The following is a 25889-nucleotide window of genomic DNA, read 5'->3' on the forward strand; positions in this document are numbered from 1 at the left end:
AGAAAACCTTGAAGTGATATGTTGGAAAGCTAGGCCCTTCGAGACCATTATATGGGTATCGAAGCGCATTGTATTCTTTGGTTATACCGATTGGTATTATACCAATGATATTAGTCGATAAAAGCCGCCTTAAAGAAGCCCACTAAATTCAAACTAAACTCCTCTGGCTTGATGCAACGATCAATCTGGTCTTTGTATTTTGACTTGCTCAAGTCTATCTCCTCCATGGCAACGGCTTGTTTCAATCTAGCATTGTAAAAAATACGAACACAAGGATTCAATGGCTTACTTTTATTCAGCCTACTGATTAAGCCAATTTTACCACTATTAAGACAGACTAGCGTCCCCACAGGATAGACGCCCAAGCATTGAATAAATTGCTCAACCAGCGCCTCATCATAACAAGCGGGTGACTCCATAATCAGATTTTTGAACGCAGTGATCGGATGCATACCCTGTTTATAGACACGCTCCGCAGTCATAGCATCATAGCTATCAATAATGGCGATCATTAGCCCATATTCAGATATCTCATCTCCCTCTAATTCATGTGGATAGCCGGTACCATCTATACGCTCGTGATGCTCTCTGACCATGCTGATGGCTATTTCTGAGATCTCGGGAGTCTCTTCCAGTACTCTGAGCCCTAATAGCACATGCTCTTGCATCACCTCATATTCTACCCGGGTAAATTTCCCCGGCTTGTTAAGAATCTCATCTGGCACTAATACTTTACCGATATCGTGGAGAAATGCGCCTAAGGCCAACTCCTCAATTGTTGATTTATCGAAACCTAAATGTTTGGCAAAAATGGTCATCAAGATACTGACGTTTAGTGAGTGCTCAACCAGATACTCATCTTTAATCCGCAGCCGCGACATACAAGATAAGGCATCCTGGTTTCTAAATATCGAATCGACCATGGCATTAGTGATCTCCTGCACCTCTTCGACATCGATCACTTTACCCTCAATGATTGAAGCTAACATTTTGTGCTGCAATGCTTTGGCATTTTTGTATAGTTTATTGGCTTGCTTCATCTCTTGTTCGAGTGAAACCTTAGGCTCATCCTTGGGCTTATCTGAACTGAGCTCGGGCAACACCTTATCAATCTGCTCTGTCTTTTTCTCTTTGACCGGGTCGACACAAACTCGCTTGACTCCAGATTTAACCAGCTTGTTAACTCCTTCATCATTGAGGATATAGCCTTCAGATTTGATGCTCAACTTCTTATTATCAGTGGAAATAGAGACCACATACATGCCCGGCTTTAACTCGTCGATAGGAATGTCGTTAAATGCGTTTGAGCTCGTTTTATGCTTAGTTCCCATCGTCTCATCAACCTCGATATTCAGCTATTGATAACATTGACTAACTTGTAAGCCACTGATGGTGGATATCAGAACACTAAGGTGACGACATGAGCCAAGCTAGTTTAAAAAGTATAGTCATCAACGGCGGGAATGAAGAGCATTTTATCATTAGCCCGATAGAGAAGTAGAGATTGAGAAAAGGTTAAATTTTTGATTAATAAAAAGCCCCAAAACGGGGCCCAAGAAGCTTAGATCATATTATGCAGATTTTAACTCCCTCAGATAACGGTAGATGGTATGTATAGAGATGTCTAATCCCTTAGCCGCGATCTGAGCACTGTCTTTTAGATTGAAGATACCGAGTTCATTGAGTCGTATCACTATCTCACGGTTTTTCTTCGATGGTGAAAGACTATTGTCAGCCATGACTTGAGCGCGCACACTTTCGATAGAAGTTTGCATCATCTCATCATTACTGCGCGCAAATGTCTCGGGAGAGAAGCTAGTGTCGGCCTGTGGTACTAAGCCCGGGAACAAGGTGGCCATCACGGACTGAAACGGTGCATCAAGGTTTGAATTAATACACAATAAGCCGATAGCATCATTCTGGGCATTACGAATAACGATAGTAATGGATCTTAATGTTTTACCGTCCGGACTCTTAGTCAGGTAAGAATCAGAGATATCCTGACCAGCATTGAGCTTCATCAGCGCCAGATTAGTGATAGGTGCCCCCACCGAGCGCCCTGTGATATGGCCATTGGCTATCTTGGTGATAGATGGGTTGCTGGCATCTAAACTGTGAATTAATACCTCGGTATGCTCACCATACATGGCGGCAATACCATCGACGATGTTTTCACTGGCCCTCAATATGGCGTAGTCTGTTTCACTTAACTCTTGCACTCACCGTCTCCCTGAATATAAACCACCGATACTTTTCAAATCGGCGGTATATGGTCTGCTTGTTACATATTATGCCGACATTATATCAATGATTGTAGTATCTGTGGAGCCCATACCTTGGGTAACTAACTGACCAATATTGCGTATTGTGTGTTCCACATCCTCTGCAACTATGCCTTGAGCTTGAGCCGCTGTGCTCTGGATAGCCAACATAAAGGCATTAACTGCGCTGCCAGTTGAGGTTTTCACCTTCATGGCGCAGGTTGATTTGGCCCCATCACATACCATGCCGGAGCAATCACTCAAAACATTTTGAATCGCGAAACATGACTGCTGATAGCTGCCGCCTGCAAGGTACACCATAGCCATGGCGGCCGCAGCACTGGTCACTGTGTTGCCGCAAAATGCCGACAGGGGCGGATAATGGGACTTAATATAAATGGCTCCAAGATGACTCAGGATCAGAGCCCTGGCGAGTAATTCGTCATTTGCCTGATAATGCTTCGCCGTGATGACTAACGGTAAGGTCGCCGCAATCCCCTGATTACCACTGCCATAGTTGCTCATGGCCGGCAGACTGGCGCCTCCCATCCTGGCATCGGATGCCGCCGCCGTTTGCATAAGAATATTATTAGAGAAATCCGCCGACATGAAACCTGCCTGAATGCTCTTCTCTATGGTTCGCCCGACTTGCAGGCCATATTCATTTTTCAGACCTTCGGCGGCGAGTTTAGTATTTAACTCAGCAGACTCGAGAATAAAACGAATATCTTCAAAATTAACTTGAGTGGCGTAGGCGTAAATCCCTTCAATACTGATATCTACACCCTCACAGATCCCAGCCGTCGAGCATGTCGCGCTCACAGCTTTAGCAAACACGATCTCTCCATTGAGGCTTTTCTCTATGATTTGAGTATGGCCACCGGATATCTCAACGCTAGCCACATCGTCGCCACTCGTAACGCTGACATGGCAATAGATAAATTCATCAGTTTTAGTGCGACTCACAGAGACATTGCCGGCATCAATTAAGGCCTGAGCGTCCTCGACCTGATCAGGTTCAATAGATGCCAGCACTTCAAGGCCAGCCTCGGCGTTACCGCCGATGGCACCGACTGCGGCTGCGATGGCGAGTCCAATCTTGCCAGTACCAGGTACAAATACCCCCATGGAGTTTTTATACAGATTATCGGACACCTTAACAGAGATGCTCTCAGGCTTGGATGCCAACATCGACGCTGCCACGGCTGATGCATAGGCGGCGCAAATAGGCTCGGTGCAGCCAAGTGCAGGCTTGACGACGGCGTTAAGAATATCTTGATATTGCTGCCATTGATGTTTCATAAAATCCCCTAATACTCAGTATGTAATGGCAAACAGTCATTTGAGATAATCCTATTCCTCAAGGCTATTTGCACTCATTTTTCTAATGCAACTATTTAATATGTGATTTTTGCTAAGTGTTACGTACTAAGTTCTATTTGCTAAAAGCGATCGCTTCGATCTCAACCTTCACACCGAGAGGTAAGTCTTTCACGGCGAAACAGCTTCTAGCAGGACAATCTGTTTTAAAAAACTCTTGGTAAACCTGATTGAACGCGGCGAAGTCTGTTATATCCGCAAGGTAACAGGTGGTCTTCAATACTGTGTCTAACTCCCCTCCTCCGGCCTGTAGCACAGATTTAAGGTTCTCCAGTGACTGACGGGATTGAGCTGTTATGCCACCCTCGACGACACCACCGCTTTGTTTACACACGGGTAACTGACCCGAGGTGAAGATGAGGTTGCCATAGGCATTAGCATGTGAGTATGGGCCGATGGCTTCGGGCGCTCTGTCTGATGTGATGATCTTCTTCATGATTAATCCTGATTATTTAACTTGAAACAAGCATAAATCCTCAACTATACTTGCGCAAGTGTTTTTGCGGATTATTTATTGCATTAGTATGTAGCATCCCATAAAAACAACCAAATCATAACTAAAACCCACTTATACAGGGATTGTGACTACTAGCCTTCACTATTATTAGTAAAGATCCATAACCTGATCAACATCAAATTTATTTGATTTTTTTGAAACTATTTATTGATAAATGGAATTTAGTCAAATATATTTGCAACAAGACAACCAAATGACTTAAGGTCAAACATGAACAAACTCATCAAAGCTGGTTTGAAAGCGATATTCCCCCTATGTATAGGCGCCTTTCCTTTTTCCTTTATTGTCGGGGCCATCAGTATTAATGCGGGCATGACACTGGGGCAGAGCACATTCTGGTCTCTGACGGTATTTGCGGGATCGTCCCAAATGGTAGCGCTTGGCTTGATTCAATCATCGGCAAGCATCCTAGTCATCATGATCACCACCTTTATCATCAACCTGAGGCACTTGCTTTATAGCGCATCTTTGTCAGAACATATCAAAGATTATCCACTGCACATTCGTGCCTTAATGGCCTATGGGCTCACGGACGAAGTTTATGCAGCCACTATAGGTGAGGTAAAACAAGAAAAAGCTGGCAGGCACTGGTTCTATCTTGCCGCCATGATGGGGTTCTGGATGAATTGGGTATTTGCAAACTTTCTCGGCGCTTTAGTCGGATCCTCCTTCCCTGAAATAGCCCATTACGGCCTTGATTTCGCCATGGTAGCGGCATTTATTGCCATCGTTATCCCCCAAGTCAAGAGTCGCGAGTGCATCGTCGCCGCCATCGTGGCTAGTGTGACAGGCATCTTGCTCTCAGGGCTTCCCTACTCTTTAGGATTAGTCGTCGCAGCTATCACAGGTGTGTACGCTGGTTATAGAATGGACCTTTCCAGTGAGAAAATGTCCGCCGAAGCACAAGAAACAAACCCCATAAACGCCCTTCCCGCAACTCACAGTGAGACATAAGACTATGGAACACCTACACACTCAACTAGACATGAACAGCTTCTTACTCATCACCTTGGTTATGGTACTGGCAACCTTTATCATACGTTTCTCGGTAATCTGCATGGCAGGGTCATTTGAGATGCCTCAGAGACTCAAGAAGACCCTAAGATTTGTGCCAGTCACTGTACTGCCGGCTATTATCGCGATAGAGATCTTGGGCTCAGGCTCTGATATGGAGTTTAATTTGCATAACCCTAAGGTACTGGCCGCCATCGTCTGCACCTTAGTGAGCCTACGTTTTAATTTAATCTGGGTTGTGATGAGTGGTATCGTCTCCTTACTCTTATTCAAGCACTTCTTATGTTAATTCAGATAAATACAGCCCTTCTCCCGACAAATTCATATTGAGAGAAGGGCTGTACTGTTACGTCAATTTCAATAAATGGCCAATGCCAAGAGTTAGTCTCTACTGAGAATCTTCAACGAAACTCGACACCGAAAGCTTAGCAAAAGATCCAGTTCTCCAGGTAAGAGTAACCCCTTAAAAAAACCAAACAATCCGTATAGCATTCTGCCTTAATGGCTGTTCTAAATACAAAACAGGCTATCTTCAGCCTAACGAGCTTACTTAATCCTATAACTTATGCTTGAAGAATATTCATACGCCACAATTAGTGGTTGCAATCATTTACGAAAATGTTTAGTTTAAATATCAACGCAGGCAAGTAAGCTTGTGAACTAATTTAGAGTCATCAGACTCAATCAAGAAAGAGACAAAATTATGATACAGCTTCTGAACACTATTCATCGTCACCATCATATGCGGTAGCCTTCGGAAGCTCACTGCCGAAGGACTATTTCCTTCCGGCGGTTGATTCAAGAATATCAAGAACCCCTGGAAGGAATTCCGGGGGTTTTTCGTTTTAGAGTTTTTGTTATTAGTCAGCTGATTTATAAAGATAAAAATCAGCTAAAACAGAATTAAACAAGATATTAGAATCAACTTAATAGGAAATACATCATGTCAGAGTCAAACAGATTACGTATCGCCATTCAAAAGTCGGGTCGCCTGTCGAAAGAATCGATGAAACTCCTTAGAAGCTGTGGTGTTAAATTTAACATCAACGAGCAACGCCTCATCGCCCACTCAGACAACTTACCCATCGACCTGCTTCGCGTCCGTGATGACGATATTCCGGGTCTGGTCATGGACGGCGTGGTTGACTTAGGCATCATAGGTGAGAACGTGCTCGAAGAGGAACAGATTGAGCGTGAAAGACTCGATAAGCCTTCAGTTTGTATCAAGCTTAGGGGACTGGATTTTGGTACCTGTCGTCTCTCCCTTGCCGTACCTAATGAATTTAGCTATGAAAACGCCCAGTCTCTGGAAGGACTGCGTATCGCCACTTCTTACCCTAACCTGCTGCGCCGCTATATGCAGAAGAAAGGCATCACCTATAGCGATTGTATGCTCAAAGGCTCGGTAGAGGTCGCGCCGCGAGCTGGGCTTGCCGATGGGATCTGTGACCTAGTCTCAACTGGTGCCACACTAGAGGCTAACGGTCTTTATGAAACCGAAGTCATCTACCGCTCAAGTGCCTGTATCATTCAATCTACAGAGACTCAAACTCCAGCTAAACAGGCCTTGATTGACAAGATTTTATCGCGCATCAATGGGGTCGTTCGTGCTAAAGAGAGCAAGTACATCTTGCTGCACGCGCCGACTGAGACACTGGAGCAGATCGTTGCCCTACTCCCCGGCGCCGAGAACCCGACGGTACTGCCCTCAATGATGACACCAATCGCGTCGCCGTCCACGCTGTCAGCACGGAAGATCTGTTCTGGGACACCATGGAAGAGCTAACCGAGCTTGGCGCAACCTCTATTTTAGTGATGCCAATCGAAAAGATGATGGGGTAACCAAGATATGCAGATCCTCAATTGGCAAAGTTTAAGCGAAGCTGAGCGTAAGAACGCACTGAGCCGTTCCCCCCTCGTCGGAGATGGAAGCCTGGAGCAAACAGTAGCGGCGATCGTCAACACGGTCCGAACCTCGAAAGATGCGGCGCTTTTATCTTACAGTCAGGAGTTTGATGGTGTGAGCTTAACTGAGCTTAGATTATCGACAGATAAAATCGACGCTGCCTGCTCTCGTGTCAGTGGGGATATCAAGCTGGCCATCGCGCAAGCCATGGCCAATATCGAATCCTTTCACCTGGCACAAAAATTTGAGCCCATCAGCATTGAGACTCAAGTCGGCATACGTTGCGAGCTAAGATCTGAAGCCATCGAGAAAGTGGGTCTGTATATTCCCGGCGGCACTGCGCCGCTGATATCCACCGTCATGATGCTGGCCCTGCCGGCAAGAATAGCGGGCTGTGAACAGCGGGTTCTGGTCAGCCCACCGCCGATCGACGATGCCATAATTTATGCAGCAAAAGAGTGTGGCATCACTGAGGTTTACCAAGTCGGCGGTGCCCAGGCCATTGCGGCATTAGCCTTTGGCACTGAATCTGTGCCAGCGGTAGATAAGATATTCGGCCCGGGTAATCGCTTCGTCACCGAAGCCAAGAGGCTGGTATCTCAAGACAGTCGTTGTGTGGTGAGTATCGATATGCCGGCAGGTCCGTCGGAAGTATTATTGATTGCCGACAAAGAGGCCAATCCTGAATTTATCGCCGCCGATCTACTGTCTCAGGCCGAACACGGACCCGACTCTCAGGTCATGCTCGTGACCGACAGCGCCACCTTGGCCGATAAGGTCAATGCCGCTATCAATCGTCAACTCGAAGCCCTGCCACGTATGGAGATAGCCCAGCTTGCTCTCGAATCCAGCCGCACCCTGTTAGTTACAGACATGCAGCAAGCAACTCAGGTGTCTAATCTCTATGGGCCCGAGCACCTGATCATTCAGACACAGACGCCCCGTGAACTGTTAACCTCTATTCGCGCTGCGGGCTCAGTGTTCCTCGGTGCTTATACTCCGGAGTCGGTTGGTGATTATGCCAGCGGTACCAATCATGTCTTACCAACCTACGGTTATAGCCGGGCAGTCTCTAGCCTGTCTCTGGCTGATTTCTCGCGCCGCTTCACCGTGCAGGAACTCAGCGCCGAAGGCTTAATGGGACTCGGCGAAACTGTAATGACCTTGGCAGCGGCTGAGCAACTCGATGCCCACAAGAATGCGGTAAAAATCAGATTAGACAGTTTAACCGCGAGAGATACATCATGAGTGAGAATATAAGGGAGAGTAGAAGTACAGGTAAGCTCGCTCAGCGTTTGGCACGTCCCGAGCTGTTATCCCTAGAGCCCTATCAGTCTGCGAGGCGTATCGGAGGTCAAGGGGATATCTGGATCAATGCCAACGAGTCCCCTTTTAATAATGCCGCGCTCTCTGGTGTTAAACTAAATGGCATCAACCGTTATCCTGAGTGTCAGCCACCCGAGCTTATCTCAGCCTATAGTGACTACAGCGGCGTGGCTAAAGAGTGCATCATCGCAGGCCGCGGCGCCGATGAGGCCATAGAGCTACTGATTCGGACCTTCTGTACTCCCGGCAAAGATTCCATTGCCTGTTTCGGCCCGACTTATGGCATGTACGCCATCAGTGCCAAGACCTTTAATGTCGGCGTAAATGCGTTAAGCCTGACGGGTGATTATCAGCTGCCACAAGATATCGCCGCTCGAATAGGCAATACCAAGCTGGTGTTTATCTGTAACCCCAACAACCCCACAGGCACGGTTATCGACAAAGCATCGATTGAGCGAGTGATCACTCAGTTGCCCGATACTCTGGTGGTTGTAGATGAAGCCTATATCGAGTTTTGCCCAGACTATAGCGTAGCAGACCTTATCGAAAAATATGACAACTTAGTCGTGCTCAGAACCCTATCGAAAGCCTTCGCTTTGGCTGGCGCGCGCTGTGGCTTCATGTTGGCAAGCCCAAGTATCTGCGAGATGGTGATGCGCGTTATTGCCCCTTACCCAGTGCCATTACCCGTGTCTCTACTGGCAACCAGCGCGCTGAGTGAGCAGGGAATTAACACTATGACTGAGCAAGTCACTAGCCTTAAAGCCTGCGGCGCTCGTCTCAGCAATGCCTTACAAGGCTATGGTGCCAAAGTCCTCCCGGCAAACGGCAACTTCGTGTTAGCCCAATTTGATGATATCTCGGCGATACAAGAGATACTGCTTAGCAATGGCATAGTCGCCAGAGCCTATGGCGACCCACGCTTAGCGACTTGTATCCGTTTTAGCTTTAGCAACACAGATGAGACTGATTTTCTAATCAAGCTGTTAGCACCCGTGACAGCATGACCTTAGTCCCTAGTGAACCTAGGTATCTTGGTAAGCTAAATAAAAATAAGTATTAAACAAATTAGATAGACCAGATTTTAATTTAAGGTGGAAAGAGCATGAAACAGAAAATATTATTTATCGACCGTGACGGCACCATCATCGAAGAGCCGGTGACAGACAAGCAGGTCGATAGCCTGGCAAAGCTGGTATTTGAGCCCAAGGTCATCCCTGCTCTTCTTAAACTCCAAGGTGCTGGCTTCCGCTTAGTCATGGTGAGTAATCAAGACGGCCTAGGAACCCCCTCCTTTCCTAAAGATGACTTCGATGCCCCCAAGATATGATGATGCAGATTTTACAGAGTCAGGGCGTCAAGTTTGATGAAGTGCTTATCTGCCCTCATTTTGATGATGAGAACTGCAGCTGTCGTAAGCCTAAACTTGGCTTGGTCAAAGACTATCTCACCTTAGGTAAAGTCGACTTTACTCAATCTGCCGTCATCGGCGATCGTCATACAGATATGGGTCTGGCCGAGGCCATGGGGATTAAGGGCCTCTTGTACGACCGTGAAAACCTCAACTGGGATGATATCGCAGAGCAACTATTGAGCACGGAACGAATAGCGACTGTGGTGCGCACCACCAAGGAGACTGATATTCATGTGAGCATCGACCTCGACTCACAAACTAAAGGCAAAATAGACACAAGCATAGGTTTTCTCGATCACATGCTGGAACAGATTTCTACCCACGGTAACTTCAAGATGGACGTCAAGGTCGATGGTGATCTCGAGATAGACGATCACCACAGCGTCGAAGACACGGCGCTGGCTATCGGCGATGCCTTAAGGCAAGCCCTTGGCGATAAGCGTGGCATCGCCCGTTTTGGCTTCAGTATTCCCATGGACGAGGCCAGCGCCGAATGTCTGCTGGATCTTTCCGGTCGTCCTTTCATTAAATTCAGCGGTGAGTTTGAGCGCGAGATGGTTGGCGAGATGGCCACCGAAATGGTGCCACACTTCTTCCGTTCATTTGCAGACGGATTGCGTTGCACCTTGCACCTCAAGACTCAGGGAAACAACGATCACCACAAGGTAGAAAGCCTGTTTAAAGTCTTGGGCCGCACCCTTCGACAAGCCGTTAAAGTCGAGGGCGACCTGTTACCCTCCAGTAAAGGTGTGCTATGAGCCAACACACGAATTCAACCGTGATCATAGACACGGGCTGCGCTAACTTAAGCTCGGTTCGTTATGCCTTCGAGCGCCTCACCAAGGATGTGGTCGTGAGTGAGGATCATCAAGTGATCAAGGCCGCCACCCGTGTAGTCCTCCCCGGCGTTGGCACGGCCGGGGCCGCCATGGCGTCCCTTAACAATAAGCAACTGGTCGAGCTAATCCAGAGCCTAGATCAACCTGTGCTCGGCGTTTGCTTAGGCATGCAGATGATGACGGAGAAATCAACAGAGCAAGGCGGGCGCGACGCTAGTGACAAGGCAGTTGATGAAAAAACAGCTTGTGAATGTTTAAGACTCATCCCGACTTCAATCACAGATTTAGATAGCCAGGGCTTGCCCCTGCCCCATATGGGCTGGAATCAAATAAGTCCTTCATCGCATCCTTTATTTAAGGATATACCCGAGGGAAGTTACCTCTATTTTGTTCATAATTATAAGGCGCCACTGAGCGAATTTACTATCGCAACATGTGAATATGGCGAGCGCTTCAGCGCCGCTATCGCCAAAGATAACTTTATGGGGGTGCAGTTCCACCCGGAGAAGAGCGCCGAAGTAGGCTCGCGGATCTTAAGTAATTTTTTAGCTATGAATACCCAGACACTTTACCAGACACCTAACCAAACAAGTTGGCAACTCGATAAGGAGAGCAGAGCATGATCATTCCGGCAATCGATCTTATTGAAGGTAAAGTAGTCCGCCTCTATCAGGGCGATTATAACCAGAAGACCACCTTCGATCTGTCTGCGCTTTCTCAGCTCAAGTCTTATCAAGAGCAAGGGGCCAAATGGCTGCATATCGTCGACCTCACTGGTGCGAAAGATCCCAATACACGCCAGACTGAGCTCATCTCAGAGCTTGTCGCCGGGCTCGATGCCAACATCCAAGTGGGCGGTGGCATTCGCTCTGAGGCGCAAGTAGCAGAGCTGTTAGAGATTGGCGTTAAGCGGGTGGTTATCGGCTCCTTAGCGGTAAAAGAAACCGAGTTAGTACAGAGCTGGTTTGAAAAGTATGGACCAGAAGCCATCTGTCTGGCACTGGACATCAACATTAATGATAGCGGTGAGAAGATAGTGGCGGTATCAGGCTGGCAGAGCGGCGGGGGCAAATCACTGGAATCTTTAGTCGAAGCGTTTAAACCCTACGGACTCAAACATGCCCTAGTGACAGATATTAGCCGCGACGGCACCTTAAAAGGCGCTAATAACGAATTATATCGAGAGATAGCGGCTCGTTATCCAGAAATCAACTGGCAAGCTTCTGGTGGTATCGCCACCTTAGATGATGTGGCCGCCGTACGAGATAGCGGCGCCGACGGCATCATTATAGGCAAGGCCCTCTTGATCGAAAACTTTAACGTTAAGCAAGCCATTGAATGTTGGCCTAACCCTGCTGGAGGCTGCGATGTTAGCTAAAAGCAATATGACCTCGCCGGCTTTTACTTTGCTTTCTATTAATTTTAGCCTTGTGCTAATTTCCCTTGGAGGCAGCGATGTTAGCTAAACGGATTGTCCCCTGTCTGGATGTTAAAGATGGCAAGGTGGTCAAAGGCGTTCAATTCAGGAATCATGAAATTGTCGGTGATATCGTGCCATTGGCCGCTCGGTATGCCGAGGAAGGTGCCGATGAACTGGTCTTTTATGATATCACCGCCAGTGCCCATAGCAGGGTTATCGACAAGTCTTGGGTCAGCCGCGTCGCGGAGCAGATAGATATCCCCTTCTGCGTCGCAGGTGGAATAAGAAGCATAGAGCAGGCTCGCGAGAAACTGGCCTTTGGCGCGGATAAGATCTCAATCAATTCACCCGCCTTGACCGATCCGAGTTTGATTGAACGTTTGCAAGATGAGTTCGGCAGGCAATGTATCGTCATCGGCATAGATTCCTATTACGATGCCGCCAGCGACAGCTATAAGGTGAAACAGTTTACCGGAGATGAAGCCGCCACCAAGGACACTCAGTGGTTCACCCAAGATTGGGTGCAGGAAGTACAAAAACGCGGTTGTGGCGAAATAGTCCTCAATGTGATGAACCAAGATGGTGTACGTCAAGGTTATGACTTAAAACAGCTCTCTATCGTTCGTGAGCTCTGTGATGTACCGCTTATCGCTTCAGGCGGCGCTGGTACCATGGCGCATTTTAAGGACGTATTTGAGATAGCCAAAGTCGATGCAGCGCTGGCGGCCAGCGTATTTCATAAAGGCATCATAGATATTCAAGCACTCAAGCACTATCTAAGCGCTCAACGTATCGCCATCAGATACTAACTCGTTATCAATCGGCTCACATATCTTGTTTTAGGCTGTTATTGATATAGCTAGATAGGGTTAAACAGTCGTCTGTAGTAGGAAAAATAATGACACAAATAAACATGAATGAAACATTGGCAAATCAACTGGATTGGGACAAACAAGCAGGCTTGATCCCGGCGGTAGTGCAAAACCATCTCTCTGGCAAGGTGTTGATGCTGGGTTATATGGACCGTGCGGCACTGGAGAAGACTCTGGCCAGCAGACAAGTGACATTTTATAGTCGCTCCAAGCAGCGTCTCTGGACTAAAGGGGAAGAGTCAGGCAACACCCTGGATTTAGTGGCTATCGACAAAGATTGTGATAACGACAGCTTGCTGGTACAGGTTATTCCTAATGGACCCACCTGCCACCTCGAACGTGAGAGCTGCTGGCCCGATGGTCATGCCCACCCTTTTATCGATAATCTGACCAAGCTTATCGCCTCACGTAAGGGAGACGATCCTAAGTCCAGTTACACGGCTCATCTGTTCGAACGTGGCACTAAGCGTATCGCCCAAAAGGTCGGCGAAGAGGGTCTGGAAACCGCCCTCGCCGCGGCCACTCACGACAAGCCAGAATTGATCGACGAAGCGTCAGACCTCATGTATCACCTGCTGGTCTTGCTCGAAGATCAAGACTTGAGCATGAATGATATCACCAACAACTTGATGCAAAGACACACAGCAGCGACAAAATCTTAAATTAAGTCATAGAAAGAGCGCATTGTGCGCTCTTTTATGAGCTAAAATAACAAGCTAATAGCAAAAATGTAATTTACAAAATTGTCATTTTTCAACGCTATACTGTTTATTTTCCTTTTAGGAGAATAGAATACCAACACAGATAACGGATTAACTGAATTAGTCATGTTTCGCGTCTTTGTCATTTTATTTGTTTTTTTATACTCTTTTTGTGCCCAAGCACAATCACTCACTTACCTTGCCATCTCTTCCCAAGCCGAACCTTTTCAAATCATAGCTCAGCCTAACAAAGGTATAGTGACTGATATTCTGGCTCAGGCAGTACAAAACTTAGATATCACCTTCACCGAGCAAGCTTACCCTTTTATGCGTTACGTACGAATGATGCATACAGATCATTATCCCTTATGGATAAGTTATGGCTCTCCAGCCTGGCAAGGTGACTCTGAGATAAGTATTCAAAGCCGACATCTCTCCAAGGTGAAGCTGTTTGATGTCACCCATGTTTTAGTCATAAAAGCCGACAGAGACTTTAATTTTTATTCCATCGAAGCACTTTTTGGTAAAACGGTGATAACCCTAAATGGTTTCAGCTATCCAGGCCTTGATGAGTATGTCGCTACCGGTGAAATAGATACGCTAGCCGTGAGAAGTCATGAAAGCGCCTTAAGAGCCATTGACAATAGTAGAGGAATCGCCTTTATCGCAATGAAAACTCGGGCTTTATATACCATTAGCGAAGCAGGATTAGATCGCGAAAAATTTAAACTTATCGATTTTTCGAGCATAATCCCTCCCTACCCAATTCACCTGTCCTATAGTTCCACAGTGACTGAGAAGACCAAACTGAGTATTGACAAAGCGATTGCTGAATTAAAAGGCTCAGGAAAAGTGGATCAAATAATCAAATTCTATCAGGGAATATAAAATCCTCAGCTCGAAAGCTCAATGGCATGTGCAGCCCGACATACTTAAGGTGTTGCGTATTCGGAAGTCACCTGATACTGGTCGAGTATTTGCTGATAAATACCATTTCGCTTTATTCTGAGTAGGCCCAAATCAAAAGTCAGCCTGAGTAGCTTGGAATTCGGATAGCTTCTGGAGATCATCAGGTGGAACGCGTCACTGCTTTGAGGTTTACTGGCCACCGCATACTTGTCTATCTTATCTGGCGCTGTTTCGCGAATTAAATTCCAACCAACCAGCTCATCAATAAGAGTGAAGTCGATTCTCTGCATCAGCAGCATCTCTATGTTCTGTTTATCCGATGTCACATAATGTGCTGCTATGCCAGCCTGTTTAAAGCTGCTTTCATACCAATAGCCTCTGACACCACCGACTCTGTAGGCCTTAAAGTCGGTTAATGCTTCCCACTCGAATCCATAGGGAAACTTTTCTGTGTTGTAGAAAAATTTTGGAAAAAAAAACAACACAGGTTCAGAGAAATCAAATTCCGACTCTCTGGCGGGGTTCTTTAAATAGGGAAAGGTCGCAAACGCTCTACCGGCCCCCACCGTTTTCTCGCCCCTGACCCAAGGTTGGAATTGAAACTCAACTTTGTGATTCATCTCGAAAAAAGCCGCAGACACGATTTCCGGAAATAGTCCACTGGCTAAACCATAGGTGTTGATCACATAGGGCGCATAAGCGCTGGTCACGAATATAATAGGCTTAGCCGTACTGGTATTGGACGCCTCAGTTACGGTCCCAGCAGTAGCGAATGAAAATGCCGCCCCTAGCGACCAAAGTAGCGCCAATGATAGAATCTGCCCACGCCTATACCAAGGGCCTGCTTTATAAAAAGCAACGCTGAGTTTATCGCTCTGTAGGTAGAACATGCTTGAGTTACTTTTCAAGGGTTTAGCCAGCTCCTGATAGTTGATGGGTTAATTTGCATATACGCCATCTATCTATAGTAATAGCAGGGTGAACATAAAAGATGAAGGTAGTGATTAATTTTAGTATCAGGCTTTATAAGCGAAACAGTACTCTGCTTTTTTACGCTGACTTTCAAGTTGTTGTCAGAAGCGGAACAGGACTAAATCTATCATGTTAAGTTTAAATTAAGTTTGACTAACACCTTCTGAACTATCGATATAACCAGAGTAAAGGTTAGCCAATAATTCCAGAAAAAATCAGCCAAAAACAGTCTGTTCTTCTTTTACCATAGTGTTGGCAAATGTAAGTTCTGTTACAATCCACCCGATTATGTACACCTACTACAACCAATAACATAGACCATAATAAATATCCTATGAATCATTCAAACAAAGTTCTAGCAGTTAATGATGATCTGCCTATCCGCACAGATAAGCCAGTTCATTCAGGTAAGGTTCGCAGTGTCTATTGGCTTACGGCTGAGGATAGTGCCCGTCTAATCGAACAGAAAGGTTATGATGTACCTAAAGATACGCCACTGGCTATCATGGTGATCAGCGATCGAATCTCAGCATTCGATTGTATCTGGCAAGGTGAAAATGGCCTCAATGGCGTGCCCGGTAAAGGCGCTGCACTCAATGCCATCTCTAACCATTGGTTTAAGTTATTCAAAGAAAAAGGTTTAGCCGATAGCCATATTCTGGACGTCCCTCACCCATTTGTTTGGATCGTGCAAAAAGCTCAGCCCGTGATGGTTGAAGCGATCGCCAGACAGTTTATTACTGGCTCGATGTGGCGCGCCTATACCAAAGGTGAGCGTGAGTTTTGTGGCATAACACTGCCAGAAGGCCTCGAGAAAGACCAGAAACTTCCTGAGCTGTTAATCACTCCCTCTACCAAAGGTGTGCTTACCGGCCTTGAAGGCGTACCAGAAGCCGATGATGTTAACGTTTCACGTGCCGATCTCGAGCGTCATCTAGAAGGCTTTAACTTCCACGCTAAATCGGATATCGACCTGTACGAGAAGCTATTGAAAGAAGGCTTTGCCGTTATCAGTGATGCCCTTGCAGCGCAAGATCAGATCTTCATCGATACCAAGTTCGAATTTGGCTATGTCAAAGGTGCCGATGGCAAGGAGAAGCTTATCTATATGGACGAAGTGGGCACACCTGACAGCTCACGCATCTGGGATGGTCCAGCGCACCGTGAAGGTCATATTATAGAGAAGTCGAAAGAAGGATTCAGACAGTGGCTGCTTAACCACTTCCCGGACCCGGACATACTGCTCAACAAGGAGCGTATGCCTGAGCGTTTCTCACTGGCACAAGAAAACAAGCTACCCACCCAAGTGATGATGGATATCTCCAACACTTACATCGGCATCGCAGAGAAAGTGATCGGTGAGAAGCTTCATATCAGCGAGAATCCTAAGCAAGAGATCATCAATATTCTTCGCAATGATTATCAGCTAATTGCAGACTAAGCTTGGCTTACGCAGTGCTTGGCTCTGGTGCAGTTAAGTGAAGTAAGTAGAGTTGAAAGGTGCTAAAGTGAAATAATGATAAGCCGCAGCTTCATGCAAATGAAACTGCGGTTTTTAACTTTTGAGTTAGCTTATTTGAAGTCTAGGATGACAAGCATCAGCCCTTTACCCACTCATTTCTACACGCCTTAGCGGATCAAAAGCAGCGGAACCGCACTTTTCACTAACACCTCTGTAGTATTACTGCCAACAAAAAATTGCCTTAATTTTGAGTGACCAAAAGCCCCCATAACAATCATGTCCAGCTGTTGCTGTTGCTGATAATTAAGCAGCGCTTCATCGACACGCCCTGAGAGCATTTTTTCACTGACCTTAACCCCAGCTCCTCGCAGCCGCATTGCCGCCTGATCAAAAGCAGTACTCTTACTGCCTGATTCATTCACCATCACCAAATGACACTCAAGCCCTTTAAGTAACGGTGTGTTCATTGCCTTTTCAATCAGTTTCTCACTGGTTGTGCTGCCGTCAAAGGCAATCATGTAAGATCTAGGTGTCACAAATGTTTCGCTGACCACCAAGGTATGTGCTTTTATGGAGCGGACAACGCTTTCAAGTTGCGAACCTATGGTTTTACTGGTGCTATGATCTTCACCCGATTTACCGATCACTAATACCCTTAACTCACATTCTAGGTCGATGAGCGTTTCTAGTAAACTTCCGTGACGTTGCAATGTGCCGATCTCATCGACGCCTCTCGACACCGCTAATGCCTTAGCATCGGTAAGGAGTTGCTTACCATGCTCGAGGGCAACTTTACTGCGCATTTCATCGAGCTCCACTAGCTCATTGAGGAGTTCCTCTTGGCTCCCCAAGCCTATCTGTCCTGACAATTCACTTACCACAGGTCTCGTTGTTTTATCGAGTACATGTAATAAGATAAGAGGCGCCTCAACCTTCTGTGCAACCCAAGCACTGGCTTCACAGGTTGCTAGCGTCAATGTTGAGCCATCAATACACGCGACTATATTTTTCATTTGCCTCATCCTATTAGTGTCCTGCCATTAGTCTTTCAACTTCTTCGGGTTTATCATGTACACCAAATTTATCAACGATCGTACGTGTCGCTTCGTTCATACCAATCAGTGTCACGTCGCTACCTTCCCGGCGAAACTTAATCACCACTTTATCTAATGCAGATACCGCTGTGACATCCCAAAAATGAGCCGTCGATAAGTCAATCGTTACCGACTCCTGTACGGTTTTAAAATCAAATGAATCAATAAATTTATCCGCTGATGCAAAAAAGACTTGGCCAATGACGCGATACTCGCAGTGGTTACTCAGGGCATCGTCATGCCTTACCACCATCATGCGGCTAATTTTATTAGCAAAAAATAGTGATGCAAGCAATACCCCAACAAATACTCCTAGGGCTAAGTTATGAGTGACAACGACCATAACCACAGTGGATAGCATCACGATATTGGTCGACAGAGGGTGTTTTCTCATGTCAGTAATAGAGTGCCAAGAGAACGTTCCTATTGCGACCATAATCATCACAGCTACTAATGCGGCCATCGGGATTTGCTTCAGCCATGGCCCAAGAAACACCACCATTAATAATAAGTACATACCCGCAGCTAAACTCGATAACCGTCCACGCCCGCCAGACTTTATATTAATCATAGATTGACCAATCATGGCGCATCCCGCCATGCCACCGAGAAAGCCGGTGAATACATTGGCAATGCCCTGCCCCTTACATTCTCGATTCTTATCACTACTGGTATCGGTAAGGTCATCGACTATCGTCGCTGTCATCATTGACTCTAATAAGCCAACGAGGGCGAGAGCTGTGGCGTAGGGTAAAACTATCCATAAGGTTGCTAAATTCAAAGGCACATCAGGCCATAAAAATATCGGTAAGGTATCGGGCAAGTCTCCCATATCGCCGACTGTACGCACATCGATATTAAACATGATAGCGAAAATAGTTAATCCAACAATACAAATCAAGGGAGAGGGAATTAACTTGCCGATAATAGGCAGATAAGGAAAGAGATAGATAATACCAAGGCCTGCCACTGTCATGGCATACACATGCCAGGTCACATTGGTCAGTTCGGGTAACTGGGCCATAAAAATGAGTATGGCTAACGCATTAACAAAGCCTGTGACCACCGATCGCGAGACAAATCGCATCAAATTACCTAATTTTAAATACCCGGCTAACACCTGTAATACACCCGTTAATACTGTCGTGGCTAACAGGTATTCTAAACCGTGATCTTTAACTAGAGTAATCATCAACAATGCCATGGCTCCAGTTGCTGCGGAGATCATTCCACTTCGACCCCCAGTAAACGCTATCACCACCGATATACTGAATGAAGCATACAAGCCAACTTTGGGATCGACTCCTGCAATAATTGAAAATGCGATAGCTTCAGGTATTAAGGCTAACGCCACAACCATACCCGCAAGCAGATCGCCACGAATATTAGATAACCAATCTGTTTTAAAGTTTTTTAACATTGAACTCTCAGTTTACGCACGGCAGTTCGCACCAGAGATTAGGCTGACGTGTTATACGTGCTTTTTTGATAAAATTTTGGCGCGGAAAAGATCGTAAAAATTTGATTACGAATTAACAAACGCAAAGAATAAGCATGGCGCTTAGGTTAGCAATGAAAGCTATAGGGGGGCGAAACGTTAAGGCGGCGTAATTAACACGGTGATCAATATCCTCTGCATGAAACGAAACTGTATTCTACGCTCATTAGTTTGTAGATAAAACACCTGTAGACACTTTTCTCGATTTCATCGTATGCAAGCTCACACTAACATAACGCACGGTGAGCTTATGTCCTTATGTCATCAATTCAACAATTCAACAATTCAACAAATTTTATAAAGCAACTAACTACATAATCTCCGGCAATACGCTGTTTGCTACCAGCACAGCCCTGCTTCCTAATTAGTTCATCGATTGCCGAAACTTACCAATTTACATTCATCTGGCTAATTTCATTGACATTACAAACCACATTAGTTGTTAGCAACTTGATAGGGGTTATGCAACTCAGGAAACAACTTAGCTCGGGCGCAAACTGGCGAATATCACACACAATCAGTTTGGTTCTGTTCATGATCATCTTCTTAGGGCAAATTCAGCTAATAAAAGTCCAGACAAGCTCGATATTCACATGCGATTAACTCTCTGATAATACTCACTAGTATATTCAAAAGGATTATGAGAATCTTAGCCAATAGATATTTAAGAACCAAGGAAAATCTGTGCAGTTATCGAGTAAAAGAATAACGCTTTCACCATTTGATGAAACGGATAAAGTTCTGTTTATCGAGTTTTTCATGTGCCCCAAGACCATGAAGCATATTTATGCGCCTTTCACTTACGAAGAAGCAGTTGCCGCATTTGAAATTAAGTCTCAGCCTTGGACGATTAAAAGTAATTGTTGGCTATCTTTTAGCATATCAGCACTCGATTCAGGGGAGAAGCTGGGGCACTTAGGCCTCAAAATAACTAACCATGAAGCGAAAATTGCTGAGATCGGTTATATGATCAAGCAAAGCGCTCAAGGGAAGGGATTTGCAGCTGAGGCATTGGATCTGGTTAAAGACTACGGCTTTGACGTTCTGCAATTAAACAAGCTGACGGCGACATGTTCAGCCCACAATACCGGCTCATTTAAACTACTCGAAAAACTGGGTTTTATTCGTGAAGGCTGTTTGCAACAAAATTCCATCATCAACAACAGATACGTGGATGACTATGTCTATGGACTGTGTAAATGATAGTTTGCAGGGGAAAACGCTGGACGTACGCTGATAAAATATTAATTATGATTGTCACAGAAAAACAGCCGTTGAACGAAAACAGAGCGAAGTGATACATATTTCGCTCTGTTTTTATGACACTACTTCTTATCAGATAGGAACATCAATACAGAGGAGCTTCACCTTCGGGACGAGTCTTGAGCACCTTGAGAAACCACATGTACTGCTCTGGGTAAGCCAAGATCACTTGCTCAACCACCTTGTTCAGCGCTAAGGCTTCATTCTCTTTACCCTTCATCTCTTCGGGGTCGATGGCCGGCATCACGGTCAAATCATAACGGCGAGCTTTTTGATCGTAACCTATCTTAACCGGCATCACCTGAGCATTTCCGGCTTGAGCCAGGCGGCCCACTACGGGTAAGGTGGCTTTTACCGTACCAAGGAAAGGGGCAAACACACTTTTATCCGGGCCTAAGTCTTCATCCGGCAGATAAAAAAAGCTGTTGTTATTCTTAAGCTCAGATAACAAGGCGCGTATACCCGCCTCTCGCATGTAGATGTTGCCTCCGAGTGAGCTGCGCATGCGATTGTTGAACCAATTAAATAGGCCATTTCTATGAGGCTTGGCCATGCTGACCATGGGCAGGTCCAGGTTGAGCCTCAATCCCGCATATTCAATCCCCCATACATGGGGCATGACAAAGATCACAGGTTGACCCGCTGCCCTCGCCTGCTCTACATGCTCAAAGCCCATGAGATTGACTCTGCGTCTCAGGTTGGCTGTGGAGCGCACCATAAGTTCTGATTGCGCCAGCAATATCATCACGAAGTTCTCGATATTCTCCTTGAGCAGAGACTCAATCTCTGGTGAAGACTTCTCGGGAAAACAGATAGTCAGATTCGTTCTCGCCACCGAGATAGGCTTTTTAGCTATTTTAGTCACCAATTTTGCCAGTTGCCGTGCAATAGGATCACGTAACCAGGCAGGCATAAGTCCAAACAGGACTAAGATGGCTATACCAACCCAGGTAAAAAAATACTTAGGGTGCAATAATTCGAGTTTAAAACGGCGATCGAAATACTTTGGCTTTCTCGACAAGATACTGGCCTCGAGCTAGAAATAAAAAAGACACATGACTTCATCTTCAAGATGAAAATAGCTAGTTAAACAAAGAGTAAGCACCCATTGTTCAAATAAACACCTAAGAGATGATGAGAATACTAAGAAAAAGAAACAGAAAAAGCCACTCCTTTGAGTGGCCTTGACCTTAAACTAACTCAAGATTATCTCTTAGAGTTAGCTTCTTCTACGCGGCTTTTCAGCTTCTGTCCAGGACGGAAGGTGACGACGCGACGAGCTGAGATAGGGATATCTTCACCTGTCTTCGGGTTTCTTCCCGGTCTTTGATTCTTATCTCTAAGGTCAAAGTTGCCGAAGCCAGATAACTTGACCTGCTCACCACTTTCGAGCGCTTGGCGAATTTCTTCGAAAAACGTCTCAACCATCTCCTTAGCTACACGCTTATTAATTCCAAGCGTTTCAAAAAGATGCTCTGCCATTTCGGCTTTGGTAAGTGCCATACTTTTAATCCCTCAACAATGCGTTGAACTCGGACTTGAGTGCAGAAACCACTGAATCAACCATCTCAGCTATCTCTTTTTCTTCAAGTGTACGAGTGTTGTCTTGTAATGTAAGTGCGATCGCTAGGCTCTTTTTGCCTGACTCAACGCCTTTACCTTGGTATACATCGAATAAGTTTATGCCAACCAACTGATTTTGGCCAACTTTTCTTATCATTTTTACAACATCACCAGCGGAAATATTGTCATCGACTACGATAGCTATATCACGACGATTAGCCGGGAACTTAGATACAGCCTGAGCTTGCGGTAAACTAGCATGTAATAAAGCGTTCAATTCAAGCTCGAAAACAATTGTTTTGCCATTGAGGCCAAACGGCTTTTCTAAGCTCGGGTGAACTGTACCTATGATACCTATTACGCGATCATTTCTTAATATTTCAGCACATTGCCCTGGATGAAGTGCAGGATGAGTTGCTGATCTAAAAGTAAATTCTTCATCGGAAACTGTCAAGCCTATAATTGCTTCAAGATCGCCCTTGAGGTCAAAAAAGTCTGCAGTTTTAGATTCCATTGACCAATGTTCGTCATTCTGATTACCAGAAATTACAGCTCCAATCATGGGCTCTTGACGCACATTTGAATCGGCAGATGTATCTGGCACGAAACGCAGGCCAGTTTCGAACAGACGAACGCGGTTTTGCTGTCGGCTCTGGTTATGGCCGACGGCACCTAGCAGGCCAGTAAATAACGACAGACGCATTGCCGACATCTCGATAGAGATAGGATTAGGCAAGACCATAGCTTCACAGCCCGGATGCACCTTATCTTGAAGCTTAGGATCGACGAAACTGTAGGTAATGGCTTCCTGGAATCCACGAGCCACCAGCATGCTACGCACACGCTTTAAGCTGATATCAGACTCTTTATGGTCAGGCATGCTCAAAGAGCCGACAGGCGCTATGTTAGGTATGTTGTTGTAGCCATAGATACGGGCGACTTCTTCGATCAAGTCTTCTTCGATAGCCATATCGAAACGGTATGTGGCGGTAACCACATTCCATTGCTCAGCAGTAAATTCGACCGCAAACCCCAAACGCTCAAGGATTTCGGTGACTTCAGCGTCTGAGATATGATGACCTAAGATGCGATCTAACTTGCTGCGACGCAAGGTGATCGATACAGGCTTAGGCAGAAGCTCATCAGATTTAGCTTCGATAACCGGTCCGGCTTCGCCGCCACAGATATCGAGAACCAGACGTGTCGCTCTATCCATCACCTTATGCTGCAACTCAGGGTCCACACCTCGCTCGAAACGATGAGATGAATCAGTGTGCAGTCCGAGGCGACGTGTCTTACCTAAGATAGCCAGAGGCGCGAAGAAGGCACATTCAAGCAAGATATCTTGAGTCTCACTGCTCACACCTGAAAATTCGCCACCAAAGACACCTGCAAGCGCCAGAGGCTTCTCTTGGTCACTGATGACTAACATATCCGCTGGAACGGTGATCTCGTTACCATCAAGCAATGTGAGCTTCTCATCGCCTGTTGCCATGCGAACCTGAATGTCACCGCTTAGCTTGGCCAGGTCGAAGGCATGCATAGGCTGGCCAAATTCGATCAAGACATAGTTAGTAATATCGACAATGGGATCGATGGAGCGAATGCCACTGCGACGCAGTTTCTCTTGCATCCATAATGGCGATTGAGCCAGAACGTTCACATTCTTAACCACGCGGCCAAGATAACGAGCACAAGACTCGGGAGCTTGAAGGTCAATCTGAATCGAATCATCGATCGAAGGAACGACTTTTTCCCATGTAGGCTCAGTCACGGCTTGACGGTTTAATACGCCAACCTCACGTGCCAGACCCGACATACCGAGGCAATCGGCGCGGTTTGCTGTAAGATCGACATCGATAATCGCATCTTCCAGACTCAAAAACTCACGGATATCTACGCCTATTGGCGCGTCAGTTGGGAGCTCAAGGATGCCGTCGCTGTCGATATCTATGCCAAGCTCACCGTAGGAGCACAACATACCAAATGAGGGTTCACCGCGAAGCTTAGCCTTTTTGATTTTAAAATTACCCGGCAGCACAGCGCCGACCATGGCAACGGCGACTTTCAGGCCTAGACGACAGTTAGGTGCACCACAAACGATATCGATAAGCTCATCTTGACCGACATTAATTTTGGTTACACGTAGCTTGTCTGCATCCGGGTGTTGACCACATTCGACAACTTCACCGACGATAACGCCAGAAAACTCACCAGCCACGCCTTCGATACCATCGACTTCGAGACCGGCCATGGTGATTTGATGTGACAATTCGTCACGGCTTATGTTTGGGTTAACCCACTCACGGAGCCAGGATTCACTAAATTTCATGCTGTACAGCTCCGTTATTTAAATTGCTTGAGGAAACGTAGGTCATTTTCGAAGAATGAACGTAGATCGTTAACGCCGTAACGCAACATAGACAGACGCTCAACCCCCATGCCGAAAGCAAAGCCAGAGTATTTTTCAGGATCGATGCCGACACTGCGCAGGACATTGGGATGTACCATGCCGCAACCTAGCACTTCTAACCATTTACCGTTTTTACCCATCACATCCACTTCGGCCGATGGCTCAGTGAATGGGAAGTATGAAGGACGGAAACGCACTTCTAAGTCTTCCTCGAAGAAGTTACGCAAAAAGTCGTGCAATATGCCTTTTAACTCGGCAAAGTTCACGTTTTCAGCAACCAACAAACCTTCCACCTGATGGAACATAGGCGTGTGAGTCTGATCGTAATCATTACGGTAGACGCGGCCCGGAGAGATGATGCGTAGAGGCGGCTTCTCATTCTCCATGGTGCGGATCTGCACACCAGATGTTTGAGTACGCAACATGACTTTAGGATTAAAGTAAAAAGTATCGTGATCGGCACGAGCAGGATGATGCTCCGAGATGTTCAGTGCGTCGAAGTTATGGAAATCATCTTCAATTTCAGGCCCCTGCTTAACGCTAAAGCCAAGTTCACCAAAGAAGGTTTCGATACGTTCGATAGTACGCGTTACCGGGTGTAGTCCACCGTTATCGATTGAACGACCGGGCAGAGTCACATCTATACTCTCAGTCGCGAGTTTAGTGGCTAGCTCTGACGCTTTTAAGCCTTCGATACGCTCAGATAATTTCTGCTGAACGGCCTGTTTGGCTTGGTTCACAGCTTGACCGAAAGCGGGTTTCTCAGCCGGGCTCAGTTTACCCATCATCTTCATCATGTCGGTTATTTTACCTTTCTTACCCAGGTATTCGACACGAAGTTCATCGAGGGCTTTAAGATCACTCGCCCCATCGACGGCCAACAAGGCCTGTTCTACGATCTCTGTTAACTGTGACATCATTTCTTCCAGTGCATTTGACCTTTTCATTAAGGCCATTACTTTGTGTTACTGTCTATTTATCTTACGAAAATAGAAAAAGAGACAAATTTTACGTGAGCTCATCGATTTTGACTAGGGCTAATTTACGCTTTTTACCCATAAAACC

General features: G+C 46.1%; 22 protein-coding genes and 2 pseudogenes. 13 read left to right on the top strand and 11 right to left on the bottom strand.

Features of this window, described 5'->3' with window-relative positions; genetic code table 11:
• Window positions 1-110: 110 nt before the first annotated feature.
• The 4 genes from FM037_RS16160 to FM037_RS16175 form a co-directional block, all read right to left on the bottom strand.
• A complete protein-coding gene (locus FM037_RS16160; protein WP_144046815.1) occupies window positions 111-1331 on the bottom strand; it encodes an HD-GYP domain-containing protein in 1221 nt (406 codons plus the stop codon).
• Window positions 1332-1571: 240 nt separating this feature from the next.
• The gene (locus tag FM037_RS16165) at window positions 1572-2219 is read right to left on the bottom strand and encodes a helix-turn-helix transcriptional regulator (RefSeq protein WP_144046816.1); all 648 of its coding nucleotides are present in this window, start codon (window positions 2217-2219) and stop codon (window positions 1572-1574) included.
• A gap of 69 nt (window positions 2220-2288) precedes the next feature.
• On the bottom strand, window positions 2289-3563 hold the full coding sequence (locus FM037_RS16170; protein ID WP_144046817.1) for an L-cysteine desulfidase family protein: 1275 nt from the start codon (window positions 3561-3563) through the stop codon (window positions 2289-2291).
• 133 nt (window positions 3564-3696) lie between these two features.
• Window positions 3697-4077 (bottom strand): RidA family protein, encoded by a 381-nt coding sequence (locus tag FM037_RS16175; protein WP_144046818.1) that lies wholly within the window; start codon window positions 4075-4077, stop codon window positions 3697-3699.
• 291 nt (window positions 4078-4368) lie between these two features.
• Between FM037_RS16175 and FM037_RS16180 the strand changes: the two genes are divergently transcribed.
• From FM037_RS16180 to FM037_RS16230, 11 genes and pseudogenes are all read left to right on the top strand, one after another.
• Entirely contained in the window at window positions 4369-5112 is a 744-nt protein-coding gene (locus tag FM037_RS16180; RefSeq protein WP_144046819.1) for an AzlC family ABC transporter permease, read from the top strand.
• A 4-nt stretch (window positions 5113-5116) separates the two neighbouring features.
• Window positions 5117-5461, top strand: coding sequence for an AzlD domain-containing protein (locus FM037_RS16185; protein WP_144046820.1), 345 nt, complete (start codon window positions 5117-5119; stop codon window positions 5459-5461).
• 717 nt (window positions 5462-6178) lie between these two features.
• A pseudogene (gene hisG / locus FM037_RS16190) lies at window positions 6179-6948 on the top strand (ATP phosphoribosyltransferase); the annotation flags it as partial.
• A 73-nt stretch (window positions 6949-7021) separates the two neighbouring features.
• Window positions 7022-8326 (top strand): histidinol dehydrogenase, encoded by a 1305-nt coding sequence (gene hisD, locus FM037_RS16195; protein ID WP_144046821.1) that lies wholly within the window; start codon window positions 7022-7024, stop codon window positions 8324-8326.
• Window positions 8323-9411, top strand: coding sequence for a histidinol-phosphate transaminase (gene hisC, locus FM037_RS16200; RefSeq protein WP_144046822.1), 1089 nt, complete (start codon window positions 8323-8325; stop codon window positions 9409-9411). The genes hisD and hisC overlap by 4 nt, the downstream gene beginning before the upstream one ends.
• A 98-nt stretch (window positions 9412-9509) precedes the next feature.
• Window positions 9510-10576, top strand: a pseudogene (hisB, locus tag FM037_RS16205) (bifunctional histidinol-phosphatase/imidazoleglycerol-phosphate dehydratase HisB).
• On the top strand, window positions 10573-11280 hold the full coding sequence (gene hisH, locus FM037_RS16210; RefSeq protein ID WP_144046823.1) for an imidazole glycerol phosphate synthase subunit HisH: 708 nt from the start codon (window positions 10573-10575) through the stop codon (window positions 11278-11280). The pseudogene hisB and the gene hisH overlap by 4 nt, the downstream one beginning before the upstream one ends.
• Entirely contained in the window at window positions 11277-12035 is a 759-nt protein-coding gene (gene hisA, locus FM037_RS16215) for a 1-(5-phosphoribosyl)-5-[(5-phosphoribosylamino)methylideneamino]imidazole-4-carboxamide isomerase (RefSeq protein WP_144046824.1), read from the top strand. The genes hisH and hisA overlap by 4 nt, the downstream gene beginning before the upstream one ends.
• 77 nt (window positions 12036-12112) lie before the next feature.
• Window positions 12113-12886: an imidazole glycerol phosphate synthase subunit HisF gene (gene hisF, locus FM037_RS16220; protein WP_144046825.1), complete on the top strand. Its 774-nt coding sequence runs from the start codon at window positions 12113-12115 to the stop codon at window positions 12884-12886.
• Between the two features lie 89 nt (window positions 12887-12975).
• On the top strand, window positions 12976-13611 hold the full coding sequence (hisIE, locus tag FM037_RS16225; protein WP_144046826.1) for a bifunctional phosphoribosyl-AMP cyclohydrolase/phosphoribosyl-ATP diphosphatase HisIE: 636 nt from the start codon (window positions 12976-12978) through the stop codon (window positions 13609-13611).
• Between the two features lie 165 nt (window positions 13612-13776).
• Window positions 13777-14538 (top strand): type 2 periplasmic-binding domain-containing protein, encoded by a 762-nt coding sequence (locus FM037_RS16230; protein ID WP_144046827.1) that lies wholly within the window; start codon window positions 13777-13779, stop codon window positions 14536-14538.
• A 44-nt stretch (window positions 14539-14582) separates the two neighbouring features.
• On the opposite strand, the gene FM037_RS16235 is transcribed toward FM037_RS16230, so the two are convergent.
• Window positions 14583-15467, bottom strand: coding sequence for a substrate-binding periplasmic protein (locus FM037_RS16235; protein WP_229380914.1), 885 nt, complete (start codon window positions 15465-15467; stop codon window positions 14583-14585).
• 398 nt (window positions 15468-15865) lie between these two features.
• On the opposite strand from FM037_RS16235, the gene FM037_RS16240 reads away from it, so the two are divergent.
• A complete protein-coding gene (locus FM037_RS16240) occupies window positions 15866-16972 on the top strand; it encodes a phosphoribosylaminoimidazolesuccinocarboxamide synthase (RefSeq protein WP_144046828.1) in 1107 nt (368 codons plus the stop codon).
• 188 nt (window positions 16973-17160) lie between these two features.
• On the opposite strand, the gene FM037_RS16245 is transcribed toward FM037_RS16240, so the two are convergent.
• Window positions 17161-18006, bottom strand: coding sequence for a universal stress protein (locus FM037_RS16245; protein ID WP_144046829.1), 846 nt, complete (start codon window positions 18004-18006; stop codon window positions 17161-17163).
• 13 nt (window positions 18007-18019) lie between these two features.
• Window positions 18020-19507, bottom strand: a complete 1488-nt coding sequence (locus FM037_RS16250; RefSeq protein ID WP_144046830.1) for a SulP family inorganic anion transporter — start codon at window positions 19505-19507, stop codon at window positions 18020-18022.
• Window positions 19508-20269: 762 nt separating this feature from the next.
• On the opposite strand from FM037_RS16250, the gene FM037_RS16255 reads away from it, so the two are divergent.
• On the top strand, window positions 20270-20788 hold the full coding sequence (locus FM037_RS16255; RefSeq protein ID WP_144046831.1) for a GNAT family N-acetyltransferase: 519 nt from the start codon (window positions 20270-20272) through the stop codon (window positions 20786-20788).
• Between the two features lie 145 nt (window positions 20789-20933).
• Here FM037_RS16255 and lpxM read toward each other — a convergent pair whose 3' ends face one another.
• The 4 genes from lpxM to pheS all read right to left on the bottom strand — a co-directional run bounded on the left by lpxM (window position 20934) and on the right by pheS (window position 25741).
• The gene (lpxM, locus tag FM037_RS16260) at window positions 20934-21869 is read right to left on the bottom strand and encodes a lauroyl-Kdo(2)-lipid IV(A) myristoyltransferase (RefSeq protein ID WP_144046832.1); all 936 of its coding nucleotides are present in this window, start codon (window positions 21867-21869) and stop codon (window positions 20934-20936) included.
• A gap of 185 nt (window positions 21870-22054) precedes the next feature.
• Window positions 22055-22351, bottom strand: coding sequence for an integration host factor subunit alpha (gene ihfA / locus FM037_RS16265; protein ID WP_013051789.1), 297 nt, complete (start codon window positions 22349-22351; stop codon window positions 22055-22057).
• A gap of 4 nt (window positions 22352-22355) precedes the next feature.
• Window positions 22356-24743: a phenylalanine--tRNA ligase subunit beta gene (gene pheT, locus FM037_RS16270; RefSeq protein ID WP_144046833.1), complete on the bottom strand. Its 2388-nt coding sequence runs from the start codon at window positions 24741-24743 to the stop codon at window positions 22356-22358.
• 14 nt (window positions 24744-24757) lie between these two features.
• Window positions 24758-25741, bottom strand: a complete 984-nt coding sequence (pheS, locus tag FM037_RS16275; RefSeq protein WP_144048997.1) for a phenylalanine--tRNA ligase subunit alpha — start codon at window positions 25739-25741, stop codon at window positions 24758-24760.
• Window positions 25742-25889 lie beyond the last annotated feature (148 nt).

Source organism: Shewanella psychropiezotolerans, assembly GCF_007197555.1.
Taxonomy (GTDB): domain Bacteria; phylum Pseudomonadota; class Gammaproteobacteria; order Enterobacterales; family Shewanellaceae; genus Shewanella; species Shewanella psychropiezotolerans.